Here is a 16,217-nt window from a genome sequence, read left to right on the forward strand (position 1 = left end):
AAATCTCTTTATAATTAATTAAACTAAGTAGAAGAATGTAAATACGAATACCCAAACTAAATCTACGAAGTGCCAATATAATCCAACTTTTTCCACCATTTCGTAATGTCCTCTTTTTTCGTATGTTCCTAAAACAACATTAAAAAATATGATGATATTCAATACGATTCCTGAAAATACGTGAAAACCATGGAAGCCTGTAATAAAGAAAAAGAAATCTGCAAATATTGGATTTCCATATTCGTTTACTTGTAAGTTTGCTCCTTCTACAACTAAATTAGCTTTCTCCAATTGCTTTAAACTTTCATCTCTTGAGAAGGTAATTTTCTTCTTAGTGTCTAAATCGATTCTTTCTGACCTTACCTGTAAAGAAGGATCTGCCATGAAAGCTTCTTGTACTTGAGCTACTGAATATTGAGATATAGTTTTTTCTTTATTAAACCATAACCCATTCTTTGCTGTATGTTGTTCTCTTCCGTCAACTCTTTCAGTGTTTACAAAATCTGCTAATGCTATTTGCTCACCATTTTTGACAAACTGTAAAATTTTATTGTCTGTAGTTCTCACAGCACCATAAGATCCTTTAATAAAAGTTTTCCACTCCCAAGCCTGAGAACCAACGAATATCAACCCAAATACGATTGTTACAAACATATAAGTGGCCACTTTCTTCTTTTGCATCTTATGACCAGCATCAACTGCTAAAACCATAGTTACCGACGATACAATTAAAATAAATGTCATAAACGCAACGTAGTACATTGGGTAATTCCCATGAAAAAACGGAACGTGTGTAAAAACTTCATCAGCGATAGGCCATGAGTCAATAAATTTAAAACGCGTCAAACCGTAAGCAGCTAAGAACCCCGAAAATGTTAATGCATCAGATAGGATAAAAAACCACATCATCATTTTACCATAACTTGCTCCAAATGGACGCACTCCTGCTCCACCACCCCAAGTCTCTTTATTGTCAGAATTTACAGCGATATTAGAATCCATAAATATCTTTTATCAGTTAATTTTTGTTAAATAATGCGCCAAAATTACGCATTTTATATTACTTGTAAAACTTAAAAAATAAAAATAAAAGTATCCATACTAAATCTACGAAATGCCAAAAGATTGCACCTAGTTCAAATCCAAGCATATTGGCTGATGAATACTTCTTTTTAAAATGATTATAAATAACGACAAAAAGCACTAGAACTCCCGCCAGAAGGTGTAAAACGTGAATAAATGTAATTCCAATCACAAAAGATGTTGAAACTGTACTTTTCGGACCTGTAAAATATAACCCTAAACTTTCTAATTCTTTAAAACCTACATATTGATACCATACAAATGCTAAACCTAACCCTAAAGCGGCTAACAAAAACATCATTGATTTCTTTAAATCGTCTTTCTTCAAAAATGATTGAGAAATAAATAAGGTAATACTACTTAATACAATTAATGCGGTGCTAATGTAAAATGCCTGTGGTAAATCAAACGATACCCAATCCTCTCTTTTCGCACTTACGATGTAAGCACTTGTCAATCCAGCAAAAAACATCACCATACTTATTAAGGATACCCAAAGCATAGGTTTTGCTGACTTTCTTTTTGCTTCTTTCAGCTCTTTATCTACTTGAACTTCGCTCATTTAATGTAAAAATTTATCTATTACGTAAATAATTGGTAATACTGTGATATAAAAAACGCTAGCCAACATTAATTTTCTAGCATCAGTATTTTCTTGAGACTTATATAATTTAATTCCGTAAAACAACATCAATAATCCTAAAATAACTACTGTAAACGCAGTTATTGGATAAATGTATAATGAACCTGTAACCTTTAATACAGGTGCTACCGAAATCAAAATCATTACACATGTATAAAAAATTATCTGTGCAACTGCACCTTTATCTTTTTTATCCATAGGCAACATATGCAATCCTGCTTTTTTATACTCCTCATCTTGTAACCACCCGATAGCCCAAAAATGTGGAAACTGCCAAAAAAATTGAATCATAAATAAAAAACCAGCTTCTATTCCAAAATTTCCTGTGGCTGCTACCCATCCTAACATGAAAGGAATCGCTCCCGGAATTGCTCCAACAAAAACTGCAAGAGGAGTTATTGCTTTTAATGGAGTGTATACACTAGTATATAAAAAAATAGAAATTGCACCGAATAATGCACATTTAGGATGAATTATATATAGTATTGCGATTCCTGCTATGGTAAAAACCGTTGCTATTATGAACGCAGAAGTCGGTTTCATCCTACCTGAAGGTAAAGGCCGATTTTTTGTTCTTTGCATTACAGCGTCAATATCCTTTTCTATCACCTGATTAAAAGCATTGGACGCACCTACCATTAAATATCCTCCAACACTTAATAATAATATAATTGAATAGTCTACCGTTTCTGCTCCTAATAAATAACCAGCTATTGATGTAAACACCACACTTACGGACAAACCAACCTTAGTTAGTTGTTTAAAATCTATAAAAAATGTTTTTAAAACTGATTTTTCTGCCGTCAAAACTGAACTCACCTTACTTTTAAAAGTTTTTGCAAAGATATTCTATATATATGTAACCACCATAAAATTTACATTATATTGATAATCTAAACTTTTTTTAAAAATAATTAAATTTTGTTTGGCAGATTAAAAAAGGGTTGTATATTTGCACCCGCAATCACGATTGCATACGATCTTAGACAAAGACTACGCGAAAGTAGCTCAGGGGTAGAGCATCACCTTGCCAAGGTGAGGGTCGCGGGTTCAAATCCCGTCTTTCGCTCAGAACCTTTTATAAATTACCAATGCTGAAGTGGTGGAATTGGTAGACACGTTGGACTTAAAATCCAATGAGCCGTAATGCTCGTGCGGGTTCAAGTCCCGCCTTCAGTACTAAAGCCGAAACAAAATGTTTCGGCTTTTTTTATTTTGTTAAAGATGAATAAGCTTTAAATTTTATGAATCTTTTCAAAATTCGTTCACAAAATATATTCAAAAAAATCACCTAATGACTACATTGTAATGAAGATTATATCTGCAATTGTAGTTTCAAGTTCCTTCTTGGAGTTCAATTTATTCTTTTACAACCGAATACAATTCGCATTACACGTATTCGGTTTGGCTCTATTGATAATTCTTTATTAATTATTACTATGAATTAGGATTTAGCAACATCAAAAAAATTTTTAACCTTCATTTATTCGTACATCGATGAGCGAAACTTTATTTTGAATTAAACTATCCTAATGTATATCTTTTTATTCTCATTTTTAATTTAATTTCAAATATTAAATTCTACTTTGTCTAATAATTGAGAAATTTGAATTTAACGCAACACAATCTCTAATTCTATAACTAATCTCAAAAACATCAATATTCAATTTAATGCAAAAAATGACAACGTACTAATTACCTTAAAACAATCGCCTTTTTCATGATGTCAATGAAAACAAAATATTTTATTTGAAATCATAATTCTATTAAGCCTCCCAATTATAAATTATTTAGTAATATCAGAAATACTTCCTATAATATTATTTGTAAAGTTTAAAATATATATGCGTCTAAAAACATAATTAAAAAACTTATGAAAAAATTCCTCCTAATTATTAACCTTTTTATAACTGTAACTGTTTCGGCACAAACGAGTATATTTAATGGTATATTGAGTACACATGTTGATGCTAAAGGAAATGTAAACTATAATGCTTTGAAAAAAGATGAAGCTACATTAAATAATTATCTCGCTTATTTAGAAAAAACATCTCCAAGTTCATCTTGGTCTAAAAATAAGCAAAAGGCATTTTGGATTAATGCATATAACGCCTACACAATTAAATTGATCTTAAATAACTATCCCGTTAAAAGTATCATGAAAATAAAGGAAAAAGAAAAAAGCCCATGGAAAATTCCTTTCGCATTTGTAGGTGGAAAACCATACACTTTAGACCATATAGAGCATAATATTTTACGAAAAAAATTGTTCGACCCTAGAATTCACGTTGGTGTTAACTGTGCCTCTGTATCATGTCCTAAATTACATAACAAAGCTTTTACTGAAGCAAACATTGATAGTGAACTAGAGAGCTTAATGAAGCAGTTTATTAATGATCCTAAGCGTAACAAATTAAATAAAAAGAGTACAATTCATATCTCGGAAATCTTTAACTGGTTCAAGGGAGATTTCACTATAAAAGGTTCTGTTGTTGACTACATTAACAAATATGCAAACGAACCTGTAGATGCTGATGCTAAAATTCATCATTTACCATATGACTGGAATCTGAACGGAAAATAGTATTTTTATTCTCATTTTACTGAAACAAATTCAGTATAAAACATAAAAGAAAGTACATGTCTAAAACATATTATGATCCTTCCGACTTAAGAAAGTTCGGTAAAATAACAGAATGGAGTGAAGAACTTGGAAACAAGTTCTTCGACTATTATGGTAAAGTTTTTGAAGAAGGAGCACTTACCGCTCGAGAAAAAAGTTTAATAGCACTAGCCGTAGCACATACAGAGCAATGTCCATATTGCATTGATGCATATACAAAAGATGGATTACAACGTGGAATCACAAAAGAAGAAATGATGGAAGCTATTCACGTTGGAGCAGCAATTAAAAGTGGTGCTACCTTAGTTCACGGTGTTCAAATGATGAACAAAGTGAACAAATTAGAAATGTAATAGATCAATGAAGAAATCGCTTTTGGCAAGAAATAACGATTTAGCAAACACTGAGCGTCAATTAGAAATTCTATCAAATGGAATTTTTAAGGATGGTGAATTACCTACGTTTGCTGAAAAAATTAAGGAAACAAATCAATTTCCTTTACAGCCTAAGAAATTAGAAATTCTACAAATAAACCTAGGTTACATGTGTAATCAAGTTTGTGCTCACTGTCATGTAGACGCTGGTCCTGATAGAAAAGAAATCATGACTCAAGAAACCATGAATCAGTGTTTAGAGGTAATTAAAAAAACTGGTGCACACACTTTAGATTTAACTGGTGGAGCTCCAGAGATGAATCCTAAGTTTCGTTGGTTTGTAGAAGAAGCTTCAAAAGCTGGAATTAAAGATTTTATCGTCCGATCGAATCTGACCATTATTCGTGCGAATAAAAAGTATTACGATCTACCTGAGTTCTTTAAAAAACATAATGTTCATGTTGTCTCATCTATGCCGCACTGGACACGTGGAAAAACAGATAAGCAACGTGGTGATGGAGTTTTCGATAAATCCATCAAAGCATTACAAATGTTAAATAATGTTGGTTACGGAAAAGAAGATTCTGGATTACAATTAGATCTTGTTTACAATCCATCAGGTGCATTTTTACCAGGTGATCAAGCTGGCTTAGAAAGTGATTTCAAGAAAGCATTGTTAGAAGATTTTAATATTGTTTTCAATAATTTATTTGCTATCACAAATCTACCTATTAGTAGATTTCTAGATTATTTAATTGCTTCTGAAAATTATGAAGACTATATGTATGCTTTAGTCGAAGCATATAATCCTATGGCGGTTGAAAATGTAATGTGTACGAATACACTTTCTGTTAGTTGGGATGGCTGGTTATACGATTGTGATTTTAACCAAATGCTTAATCTGAAAGTTGCTAGTAAAGTAAAACATATTTCAGAATACAATGAAGAATTGTTGAGAAAACGTAATATCATTATCAACCAACATTGTTACGGTTGTACTGCCGGAGCGGGAAGTAGCTGTCAAGGAACTGTAGCTTAAGCAAATGAAACAATTAGTCTTCCTCTTTTCATTGTTTTTAATTCAAACTACCCAAGCACAGGGAAGTTTAAAGAAGTTGTTGAAAAAATTCAACCAAGAATCAGTCCCTTATATTCATGTTGAAAATTTAGATGATAAAGATGAAAATACAGTGTTATTAGATGCTCGTGAACCAATAGAGTTTGAAGTAAGTCATTTAAAAAACGCTATTTGTGTTGGTTATGATCATTTCGATTTACAAAAAACACTACAACAATTACCAGAAGATAAAAACGCCAAAATAGTAGTATATTGTTCTATAGGTATTCGTTCAGAAGATGTTGCAGAACAACTTAAAAAAGCGGGATACACAAACGTATTCAACTTATATGGCGGTATTTTTGAATGGAAAAATAATGGGAATAGGGTTCTAAATAAAAACAATAACCCCACAGAAGAAGTCCATGCTTTCAATAAAGAATGGGGAGTATGGTTAACGAAAGGAATTAAGATATATGAGTAAAAATTTGTTGATGATTTTTACCAGAAATCCTGAATTAGGAAAGGTAAAAACTCGACTTGCAAAATCTCTAGGTGACAAAAAAGCACTTGAGATCTATAAATTCTTATTAAACAGAACAAAAGAAGTAACACAGCAAATATCATCTGATAAGGCAGTGTTTTATTCTGTTAAGGTAAGAGATAATGATATATGGGATGCTACCGTATTTCAAAAATTACAACAAGAAGGTGATGATTTAGGAGAACGAATGCAAAATGCATTCACAACTGCTTTCTCAATGGGATACGAAAAAGTTGCCATAATTGGGAGTGATTTATACGAATTAGAATCACATCATATTGATGAAGCTTTTCATCAATTGAACTCAAATGATGTTGTAATTGGTCCTGCAGAAGATGGTGGATATTATCTATTGGCCGCAAAACAAGTTTATCCCGATGTTTTTAATAATAAAGATTGGGGAACCTCATCTATTCGAGAAGCGACTTTAAACGACTTAAAAAAACAAAGCGTATTTTTATTACCAATACTTAACGATGTTGATGTTGTTGAAGACATTCGAGATCATCCAGCATTCACACAATTTTTAAAGCCATGAAACGACAACAACTGAAAGAAACTATAAAATATATAACTGATAAAAATATTGATACTCCAGAAGTAGGAATTGTATTAGGAACAGGTTTAGGTAAGTTAGTTGACGACATAGAAATCAACCAAGAAATCCAATACGGTGAAATTCCAAACTTTCCAGAAGCAACAGTTGAGTTCCATTCAGGAAAATTAATCTTTGGTAAATTATCAGGTAAAAGTGTGGTTGTAATGTCTGGTCGTTTTCATTTGTATGAAGGTTATACTCCTTGGGAAGTTACTTATGGAATTAGAACAATGCACGGATTAGGAATTAAAACTCTTTTAATTTCAAATGCTGCAGGAGCAATTAATCTTTCATACAAAAAAGGAGACTTAATGTTAATTGAAGACCACATCAATTTACAAGGTAGTTCTCCATTAGCTTTTAAACAAGCAAAAGAATTCGGGAACATTTTTGCAGACATGTTAGAACCATATTCAAGAAAATTGAACGACCGTCTGAAAGTTATTGCAAAACAGAACGACATAAACCTACATGAAGGAATTTATGCAAGTGTATTAGGTCCGCAATTAGAAACACGCGCTGAATACAGAATGCTTCAAATATTAGAAACAGATGCTGTTGGAATGAGTACTGTTCCTGAAGTAATTGTCGCTAAACAATTAAATATTCCTTGTTGTGCGATTTCGGTTTTAACCGATGAATGTGACCCTAAAAATCTACAGCCTGTAGATATTTCAGATATTATTGCAGTCGCAGGTAAAGCGGAACCAAAACTGATTACATTGTTTAAAGAATTGATTAGTAAATTATAGAGAAAAAAACGACAAGCGAAAAGAGAAAAATATTTTTATTATCAATATTTAAAAAAATCAAGGCTGTCTAGAATCATATAAAAATGAGTTATTTAGAAACAACAAAAGATGTATATAAAGAAGCAGCTTTAACACCAGATGTTGGATTATGCTGTACTACTAACCCTATTTGGGAACTACCAGGTTTAAAAATCCCTAAAATTATGCAAGAAATGAACTACGGTTGTGGCTCTACTGTGCATGCAAGAGATTTAACTAATAATCCAAAAGTTTTATACGTAGGAGTTGGCGGAGGAATGGAATTATTACAATTTGCATATTTTTCTCGTCAAAAAAATGGAGTAATTGGTGTAGATGTAGTTGATGAAATGTTAGAAGTTTCAGATAAAAACTTTATTGAAGCCGAGAAACAAAACAATTGGTTCAAAAGTGAATTTGTTGACCTACGCAAAGGTGATGCAATGAATTTACCTGTTGAAGATAATTCAATTGATGTTGCTGCACAAAACTGCTTGTTTAATATTTTTAAAGCAGATGACTTAAAGAAAGCTATTGCTGAAATGTATCGTGTTTTAAAACCACACGGACGTTTAGTTATGAGTGATCCAACTTGTGAACAACCAATGAATCAAACATTACGTAATGATGAGCGTTTACGTGCATTATGCTTAAGTGGTAGTTTGCCAATTGCAGAATACGTTAAAATGTTAACGGATGCTGGTTTCGGTACCATAGAAATTAGAGCGAGAAAGCCATATAGAATTTTAGATCCTTTAAATTATCCAACTGAAGACCTAATTTACATCGAATCAATTGAAGTTGCTGCCATTAAAGATCCAATGCCAATAGATGGACCATGTATTTTTACTGGAAAAGCCGCAATTTACTTCGGAGAAGAAGAATATTTTGATGATGGAAAAGGTCATACGCTACTTAAAAATCAACCATTAGCTATTTGTGATAAAACTGCTGGTGCTTTAGCAGATTTAGGAAGAAAAGATATTTTCATTTCAGAATCTACTTTCCATTATGATGGTGGCGGATGTTGTTAAAAAAACATAAATCAAGATATATAAACACCTCATATTGAGGTGTTTTTTTGTTATTTCAACTTTATGTAATATCATCGGGGTTACCTCAACTTAATGTATCGAAGCTAATTAATGCCATAACATCAGTTTTTAAAGAAGGTTACGATGCAGTAATCATCATTGGAAATAACCTTCCTGATTTTAAAAATGAGTATTATTTTCTGCCATATAGAATCTTCAGAATCAAATTCTCACTTTAAAAACTTCAATAAATGGTAGATATAATTTGATTACACTTTAAACAAGTACTTTTCATAAAGAAGAATTTAAAAAGTTACCTTAGCAAAGCAATCTACTTATTACTGCTTTAAAACAGTATTTCATATCAAAAAAGCATACCACTAAGCATATTGAAGTATTAAAGAATGTTGATGAAACAAAAAATTTATATCACTTTTTAAATAGATAAGAAATACCCGTCTGATTCTGAAAAATCTTTTACTTTCAATTATTTCTTGTCCAAAAGAGTTTATTATAAATAATTTTGAAAACCTGTAATTTAACATATTCTTCCGATGACTTTAATAAAAGTTCTCCTTCAATTATGATTTCATAATAAACTCAATTATTACGTCACTATGTTTCTATGAGTAGAATTTTCATGAATCATATTTAATCTAGTTAATTATCATAGAATTATTATGTCTGAAAATAATAGCAATTTAAAATACAGTAAAAGCTCTCAAGAATCTGGACATTATTTAATAACCAAAATTTATCTTGGAAATCAATATCGATTAGAAATTCAATTTATCGATTTTCACACATATTAGAAATCTAAAATTCAAATCAACTTAGGTAAAACAACAACTTTAGATATCGCATTAACTTAAGAAAGCACTGCTCTTAATGAAGTAGTCATTAATTCTTCCGTAACTAAAAAAACTAGAAATATTTCATTTAAAAACAACGATAATTTACAAGTAAGCTTTGATGTATTTAATGTATTGAATTTGTTAAATAAAAACTGACCATATTTAGTTTTTGTACCGAAATTCATAAATTCCACCTTTAACTTATTCGAATTTCAAGGAATACAAAACCATTAACCTGTTTATTAATTCACTTTAAATGAAAATACAAAACCTTGAGTACTTGATTTTATTAATTTAAGATGTAAAGCACAATTAGGATTGCAGTATTTGTTTAAGGGATAGCATATTAATTATTCTAACTAAATAAAAACCTAAATATATTTTATTTTTAGATGTATACTTTTAAATCCGTAGTAGATAATTTCCCATAGATGAATAATAAACTATCTTAGTACTATTAATTTTAAATAAACTCGACCTATTATGAAAAAAGGCAAACTAATTTTTGCTTCAATCTTAATTCTCATAATAATTGCTGTAGTTGTTTATATTTCCAATATCAACAACTTTAAAAGAGAAGGAACTGTACAAATTTCAAAAAACACCGCTCCAATACAAATTCATAGAGATGAAAATGGTATTCCGTATGTTGTTGCTGAAAATAAGGCCGACGTCATTAGAGGACAAGGATTTGTATCTGCTCAAGATCGTCTTTTCCAAATAGAATTTTATAGAGCACTAATTAAAGGAGAATTAGCAGAAATAATTGGACCTTCAATGGTGCAATCTGATATTAAAATGCGAGTTTTCAATTTACCTCAACATGCAAAAAATAGCTTTGCTAATTTAAATAAAGAGACTGTAGATTTTTTGACTTGGTACTGCGAAGGTTTTAATGAATACCTTTCAACTAGTGCAAATGAATTTCCAGTAGAATTAGGTTTACTTGGTATCCAACCATCAGAAATTCAACCTTTGGACATTATGAATATAATTCTATTTATAGGTTTTACTCATGGTAGAGATATGGAGGATGAAATTTTAACATTAAATCTAGCCACAAAATCTACTTTAGATAAAAACATATTTCCATTAAACATAAACCCTGACAGAACAAAACCATTGCTTATTGATTTTAATAAAATTAAAGCTGCTCTTTCAGAAAAACTAAATGTCGAGCCTACTAAAATGTCTCCAACATTATTACCGCTGCCTGAATTCGGATCTAACAACTGGGCCGTTTCTGGTGAAAAATCAGCTTCAGGTAAAGTTATTGTTTGCAATGATCCTCATGTTGATTCTAGATTGCTTCCTGGAATTTTTCATCCTATTGGTTTGTCATGTCCAGAATTTAAAAGTGCTGGAATTGCAATTCCAGGTATTCCCGGGATTCTTGGTGGTCGTAACGAATTTGTTTCTTTTGGAGTTACCAATGGTTATGGTGATAGTCAAGATTTATTTATAGAAAAAACCGAGGGTGATTTCTATTTTGCCGGAGAGGAAAAACTTCCAATTTCAAAAAGAAAAGAAATTATAAAAGTTAAAGATGGCGAAGATGTTGAAATTGAAGTTCGATCAACAGTTCGTGGTCCAATAATTTCCGATTTCGACGTTTTTGGAATTATGACTGAAGATATTGTTAGTTTACAATGGTCACTTGCTTATTCAAGAAGTAAATCTATTGGTTTTGAGCGGTTTTTAGAATCTAAAAATGTATCAGAATTAAGAGAAGCATTATTCGGGGTAGATAATATATTTTTCAACTTTGTTTTCGGAGATGTAGAAGGGAATATAGCGCATCAAGCTACAGGTTTGATTCCCAAAAGAGTAAACAGTCAAGGAATGACTAAAGAAACTCAAACTTTTGATGAATTTATTCCTAAAGATAGTATGCCGCATATGATAAATCCTAAGAAAAATTGGGTAGCAACAGCAAACCATGATACGCGTCCTGATGATTATCCTTTTTATTACTCAGAGCATTTCTCACCGAATTATCGCTACTTAAGAATCAAAGAGGTTTTAAGTGAAAATCGCAAGTTTAGTAAGGATGATTTATGGCAACTCATTCTAGATTGTAAAAACATGCAAGCAGAAAGATTGGCTCCTATTTTTGAAGCTGCTTTGAACAAAAACGACGAAACAAAAGAATTGGGTGAAATACTAAGTAACTGGAATTATGTTGATGATGTAAATGCGCAAGGTGGAGCTGTTTATAATGTATTGTATGAATATTTGGCAACTTTAATTTTAAACGATGAATTACCAGATGAGTTAGAAGACACATTCTGGAGTAGCGGATATTACTGGATGCAAAAATTAGATGATTTAATTGTTACGAATCACAAAGTTATAGATAACACCACTACACCTGAAGTTGAAACTCTAGATGATTTAATTGTTCAAGCTGGAATCATGACTACAAAGTATCTTACTAAAGAAATTGGTCCTAATTCCAAAGAATGGACTTGGGGTAAAATTCATAAAATATATTTCGCCAGCCCAATTCGTCAAGAAGGTTTTGGTAAATCTTTACTTGGTTTTGAAGAATTCCCTAAAAGTGGTTCTAATCAAACCATAAATAGAGGAATGTATAAAAAAACTAAAGATCTCAACTTTGATACTGGTTGGTTTAGTTCATTCAGAATGGTTGCTGATTTAAGCGATTCTGAAAAATTTATGGGAGCTCTTGCTGGAGGAAATTCAGCTAGAATATTCCATCCATATTATAAATCTCAAGTAGAAATCTGGAAAAATAATACTTGGATTCCCTATTGGATTTCTCAAGAAAAAGTAATTGAAAACTCAAAATATAAACTAGTATTAAACTAAAAAGGTTTTCAAAACTTAATAAGTCAAACTAATGATAAAAAACAACTTCCAAAATCAAAGTGAATTAGTTACTATTGAAGTGCTTCCGAATGGAAATTCTATTTATGATTCAATTGAAATAAAACACGTTACAATTTTATTATCACAAATAATGAAATACAATTAAAAATTCTTGACGATAGAAACTTTGCAACTGCAAACTCTTCTATTTTTGAAATAGGAAATACTTTAGAAGTTAAAGTAGGCTATTATAATCAAAATCATAGTATTTGTTCAGCAGAAATAATTCGAAAAGAAATTAAAGTTAACGCTAAAATTAGCAATATGTTTATTGTGTATTGTACTTCTATAAACTCACACATTGGTCGCAAAGAAGCTGTATTCCAATTATCTTCTGGTGAAAATATAATGGATTCAACTATATCAATTAATCGCTCTAATACCAATACTATACATGGAGATATAAAAGTTCAAGGAACTGAAGTTGTGAATACAAATGACATCGTAACTATTAAAGGATTTGGAGAAAAATTTGATGGAAATACAACAGTATCAAAAATCCATCATGAAATTGGGAATGGGAATTGGTTGAGTACGTTCTACTTTGGAAATGATTCATAATACGTTGTAATTATTTATTGCAACAATCGACAATTATGGAGTGTATAATAGTCATATTTTTATAGAAACATGCAAAAATACTTAGATCTTATATCTAAATCGTATTCCAACTATTGGAATTATATCAAGCAATCTGTTCTTTTTGAATTAAATTGGGAAAATTATTTCTATGGTTTAATTTTAATTTCATTAATCGTTTGGTCTTTAGAAATTATATTTCCTTGGAGAAAAAATCAACCTTTTTTTAGAAAAGATTTTTGGTTGGATACCTTTTATATGTTTTTCAATTTTTTCATTTTAAATCTTATTGTTTTAATTGCTTTATCAAATACAACTGAACAAGCTTTTAATGATGTATTAGGTTTTGTAGGTTTATCTGTTTCTAGTTTTCAGTTATTTGATATAAACTCTTTTCCATACTGGCTTCGTATTTTCACGTTCCTTTTTATCATTGATTTTGTCCAATGGTGTACACATCGATTGTTGCACAAATACGAGTTTTTATGGAATTTTCATAAAGTACATCATTCTGTAAAACAAATGGGATTTGCTGCACATCTTCGTTATCATTGGATGGAACCTGTTGTATACAAATCATTAAAATATATTCCATTAGCAATTATAGGTGGATTTACAGCTCAAGATGTTGCTATTGTTCACTTTTTTAATATTACTATCGGACATTTAAATCATGCCAATATTAATTGGGATTATGGATTTTTAAAGTACATTTTAAACAATCCCAAAATGCATATTTGGCATCACGCTAAAGAACTTCCAGAAGACAGAAAAAATGGAGTTAACTTCGGAATTACCTTAAGTTTATGGGATTACATTTTTAAAACAGATTATATTCCTCATTCAGGTAGAGATATTGAAATTGGTTTTGAAGGTGATGACAAGTTTCCTCAAGACTTTTTAAATCAAGAATTATATCCTTTAAATAAAAAATAATTTGGCTATTTGTATCTTTAGCGGATAAACAAATAAACCAAATGAGATATATAAAAATTTTATTCCTATTTCTTTTTGTTCAAGTTACCGCGCAACAAGGCGGAATGTGGATTCCTTCTTTGTTAGAAGGAATGAATGAACAAGAAATGAAATCTTTAGGAAGTAAGCTTTCAGCAAAAGATATTTACAATGTAAATAACTCTAGTTTAAAAGATGCAATTGGTCACTTTAACGGAGGTTGTACAAGTGAAATAATTTCTTCTAAAGGATTAATTTTAACAAATCATCACTGTGGATTTGGACAAATTCAATCACATTCTTCACTAGAAAATGATTATTTAAAAAATGGATTCTGGGCAATGAATTTAGATCAAGAATTGCCAAACAACAACCTATACGTGGAATTTATTGTTAGAATTGAAGATGTAACAACTAAAGCTTTAGCTGGAGTTACAGATACAATGACGGAACGTGAAAAACAATCTGCAATTGACAAGAACATAAATGGAATAAAAGAATCGACTAAAAAAGAAGATTGGCAATTAGTAAAAGTTAGTCCGTTTTATAAAGGAAACCAATATTTCTTATTTGTTACCGAACGATTTGAAGATATTCGTTTAGTAGGAGCGCCACCGAGCAGTATTGGTAAGTTTGGCAGTGATACCGATAACTGGGTTTTCCCACGTCATACTGGTGATTTTTCTTTATTCAGAATTTATGCAGATAAAAATAACCGTCCTGCAAAGTATAGTAAAGATAATGCGCCTTATAAACCTAAACACTTTTTACCTGTTTCTTTAGACGGCGTAGAGGAAGGTGATTTTACGTTGGTTTTTGGTTTCCCAGGAAGAACTAATGAATATTTACCAGCAACAGCAATTAAACGCATTACGCAAGAATTTAACCCAAGTAATATTGCTATTAGAGAAGCTGCTTTAAAGGAAATTGATGCGCAAATGAAAGCTAGTGATGCAGTAAGAATAAAATACGCTTCTAAACAAGCTAGAATTGCGAATGCATGGAAAAAGTGGATTGGTGAAAATTTAGGAATTCAAAAAAGTAATGCTATTCAACAACGTGTAGAATTCGAAGAAATCTTTAAAAAAGCACTTAAAGAAAAAGGTCTAGAAGGAAAATATGGTGCCATTTTACCTGAATTTGAAAAGTTATATAAAGATTTTTCAAGCATTAATATTAAGCGAAGAAACTTTATTGAAGTGTTTTTAGTTACAAATGAATTAATGCAAATGACTTTTAGATCATTTGAACTAGAAATGGCCGCTAAAAACAAACCTGAATTATTTGATAAAGTAAAGAATTCACTAATCGGAAAATTAAAAGGAATTCATAAAAACTACGATGTAAATGTAGATAAAGGTGTATTTAAAAATGTAATGCCTTTGTATAATAAAAATACAGATGCTTCTATTTATGAAACCACAAGCTTTACAGATTTAGATAAAGCGTTAAAGTTACTAGAAGGATCTTCAGAAGAAGTTGTTAAAAAACTTAACAATGATGCTGCTTATGCTTACGCAAAACCTATGATTCAGGAATTTTACGCACAAATTAACCGAGAGTTTCAACAAAAAAATCAGCCAATTGTTGCTCTGCAAAAACAATACATGAAAGCCTTAATGGAGGCCTTACCAAAAGCGCGTTATTTTCCAGATGCTAACAGTACTTTACGTGTTACTTATGGTCAAGTTCGTGGATATTCGCCAAGAGATGCCGTGTATTATAATCCAGTAAGTTATTTAGATGGAGTTATTGAAAAATATGTTCCTGGTGACTATGAATTTGATGTTCCAAAAAAACTAAGAGACTTATACAAAGCAAAAAACTACGGACAATACGCAGATAAAAACGGGAAGGTTCCTGTTTGTTTCTTAGGAACAAATCATACAACTGGAGGGAACTCTGGAAGTCCAGCAATTGATGCTAATGGAAACTTAGTTGGATTGAATTTTGATCGTGTTTGGGAAGGAACTATGAGTGATATGAACTACGATCCTGAGATTTGTAGAAACATTATGGTAGATGCTCGTTATATTTTATTCATTATTGATAAATACGCGGGAGCAAAACATTTAATTGATGAAATGAAATTAGTTCATCCTAAGAAGTAAACACTCATAATTAATATTAAATTAAAAAAGGATAATTCATTAGAATTATCCTTTTTTTATCTAAAATAAAATCATTCAATATTCAAAAACCCTAGCGGTTC

General features: G+C 31.0%; 16 protein-coding genes and 2 tRNA genes. 14 read left to right on the forward strand and 4 right to left on the reverse strand.

What is annotated here, in order from left to right; genetic code table 11:
- Nucleotides 1-18: 18 nt before the first annotated feature.
- Genes BTO06_RS15075 through cyoE form a run of 3 tightly spaced genes read right to left on the reverse strand, consistent with a single transcriptional unit; the run spans nucleotide 19 to nucleotide 2,545 of the window.
- On the reverse strand, nucleotides 19-1,002 hold the full coding sequence (locus BTO06_RS15075; RefSeq protein WP_100926096.1) for a cytochrome c oxidase subunit 3: 984 nt from the start codon (nucleotides 1,000-1,002) through the stop codon (nucleotides 19-21).
- 58 nt (nucleotides 1,003-1,060) lie between these two features.
- Complete coding sequence (locus BTO06_RS15080) at nucleotides 1,061-1,645, reverse strand: cytochrome c oxidase subunit 3 (protein WP_100926097.1); 585 nt, start codon at nucleotides 1,643-1,645, stop codon at nucleotides 1,061-1,063.
- Nucleotides 1,646-2,545 (reverse strand): heme o synthase, encoded by a 900-nt coding sequence (gene cyoE, locus BTO06_RS15085; protein ID WP_100926098.1) that lies wholly within the window; start codon nucleotides 2,543-2,545, stop codon nucleotides 1,646-1,648.
- Nucleotides 2,546-2,723: 178 nt separating this feature from the next.
- On the opposite strand from cyoE, the gene BTO06_RS15090 reads away from it, so the two are divergent.
- The 9 genes from BTO06_RS15090 to arsM all read left to right on the forward strand — a co-directional run bounded on the left by BTO06_RS15090 (nucleotide 2,724) and on the right by arsM (nucleotide 8,726).
- Nucleotides 2,724-2,795 (forward strand) — tRNA-Gly (locus BTO06_RS15090).
- 24 nt (nucleotides 2,796-2,819) lie between these two features.
- A tRNA-Leu gene (locus BTO06_RS15095) sits at nucleotides 2,820-2,905 on the forward strand.
- 694 nt (nucleotides 2,906-3,599) lie between these two features.
- Nucleotides 3,600-4,310 (forward strand): DUF547 domain-containing protein, encoded by a 711-nt coding sequence (locus BTO06_RS15100; protein WP_100926099.1) that lies wholly within the window; start codon nucleotides 3,600-3,602, stop codon nucleotides 4,308-4,310.
- A 56-nt stretch (nucleotides 4,311-4,366) separates the two neighbouring features.
- The gene (locus BTO06_RS15105; protein ID WP_095074706.1) at nucleotides 4,367-4,702 is read left to right on the forward strand and encodes an arsenosugar biosynthesis-associated peroxidase-like protein; all 336 of its coding nucleotides are present in this window, start codon (nucleotides 4,367-4,369) and stop codon (nucleotides 4,700-4,702) included.
- Nucleotides 4,703-4,709: 7 nt separating this feature from the next.
- Nucleotides 4,710-5,762, forward strand: coding sequence for an arsenosugar biosynthesis radical SAM (seleno)protein ArsS (gene arsS / locus BTO06_RS15110; protein WP_100926100.1), 1,053 nt, complete (start codon nucleotides 4,710-4,712; stop codon nucleotides 5,760-5,762).
- Nucleotides 5,763-5,766: 4 nt separating this feature from the next.
- Nucleotides 5,767-6,264: a rhodanese-like domain-containing protein gene (locus BTO06_RS15115; RefSeq protein WP_100926101.1), complete on the forward strand. Its 498-nt coding sequence runs from the start codon at nucleotides 5,767-5,769 to the stop codon at nucleotides 6,262-6,264.
- A gap of 10 nt (nucleotides 6,265-6,274) precedes the next feature.
- Complete coding sequence (locus BTO06_RS15120) at nucleotides 6,275-6,862, forward strand: TIGR04282 family arsenosugar biosynthesis glycosyltransferase (RefSeq protein ID WP_232731472.1); 588 nt, start codon at nucleotides 6,275-6,277, stop codon at nucleotides 6,860-6,862.
- Nucleotides 6,859-7,674, forward strand: coding sequence for a purine-nucleoside phosphorylase (locus tag BTO06_RS15125; RefSeq protein ID WP_100926103.1), 816 nt, complete (start codon nucleotides 6,859-6,861; stop codon nucleotides 7,672-7,674). The genes BTO06_RS15120 and BTO06_RS15125 overlap by 4 nt, the downstream gene beginning before the upstream one ends.
- Nucleotides 7,675-7,757: 83 nt before the next feature.
- Nucleotides 7,758-8,726: an arsenosugar biosynthesis arsenite methyltransferase ArsM gene (gene arsM / locus BTO06_RS15130; protein WP_100926104.1), complete on the forward strand. Its 969-nt coding sequence runs from the start codon at nucleotides 7,758-7,760 to the stop codon at nucleotides 8,724-8,726.
- Between the two features lie 868 nt (nucleotides 8,727-9,594).
- Here arsM and BTO06_RS18590 read toward each other — a convergent pair.
- Entirely contained in the window at nucleotides 9,595-9,765 is a 171-nt protein-coding gene (locus BTO06_RS18590; RefSeq protein WP_157811882.1) for a hypothetical protein, read from the reverse strand.
- Nucleotides 9,766-10,063: 298 nt separating this feature from the next.
- Here BTO06_RS18590 and BTO06_RS15135 point away from each other — a divergent pair, with 298 nt between their 5' ends.
- The 5 genes from BTO06_RS15135 to BTO06_RS15150 all read left to right on the forward strand — a co-directional run bounded on the left by BTO06_RS15135 (nucleotide 10,064) and on the right by BTO06_RS15150 (nucleotide 16,116).
- Nucleotides 10,064-12,412, forward strand: a complete 2,349-nt coding sequence (locus BTO06_RS15135; protein ID WP_100926105.1) for a penicillin acylase family protein — start codon at nucleotides 10,064-10,066, stop codon at nucleotides 12,410-12,412.
- A gap of 31 nt (nucleotides 12,413-12,443) precedes the next feature.
- Nucleotides 12,444-12,578 carry a hypothetical protein gene (locus BTO06_RS18915; protein WP_257790641.1) on the forward strand — a complete coding sequence of 45 codons (135 nt, stop codon included), beginning with the start codon at nucleotides 12,444-12,446 and terminating at the stop codon, nucleotides 12,576-12,578.
- A 158-nt stretch (nucleotides 12,579-12,736) separates the two neighbouring features.
- Nucleotides 12,737-13,033: a hypothetical protein gene (locus tag BTO06_RS15140; RefSeq protein ID WP_100926106.1), complete on the forward strand. Its 297-nt coding sequence runs from the start codon at nucleotides 12,737-12,739 to the stop codon at nucleotides 13,031-13,033.
- A 69-nt stretch (nucleotides 13,034-13,102) separates the two neighbouring features.
- Nucleotides 13,103-13,987, forward strand: coding sequence for a sterol desaturase family protein (locus BTO06_RS15145; protein WP_100926107.1), 885 nt, complete (start codon nucleotides 13,103-13,105; stop codon nucleotides 13,985-13,987).
- Between the two features lie 41 nt (nucleotides 13,988-14,028).
- Nucleotides 14,029-16,116, forward strand: a complete 2,088-nt coding sequence (locus BTO06_RS15150; RefSeq protein WP_100926108.1) for a S46 family peptidase — start codon at nucleotides 14,029-14,031, stop codon at nucleotides 16,114-16,116.
- Nucleotides 16,117-16,217 lie beyond the last annotated feature (101 nt).

It is taken from the genome of Tenacibaculum sp. SZ-18, assembly GCF_002813915.1.
GTDB lineage: Bacteria > Bacteroidota > Bacteroidia > Flavobacteriales > Flavobacteriaceae > Polaribacter.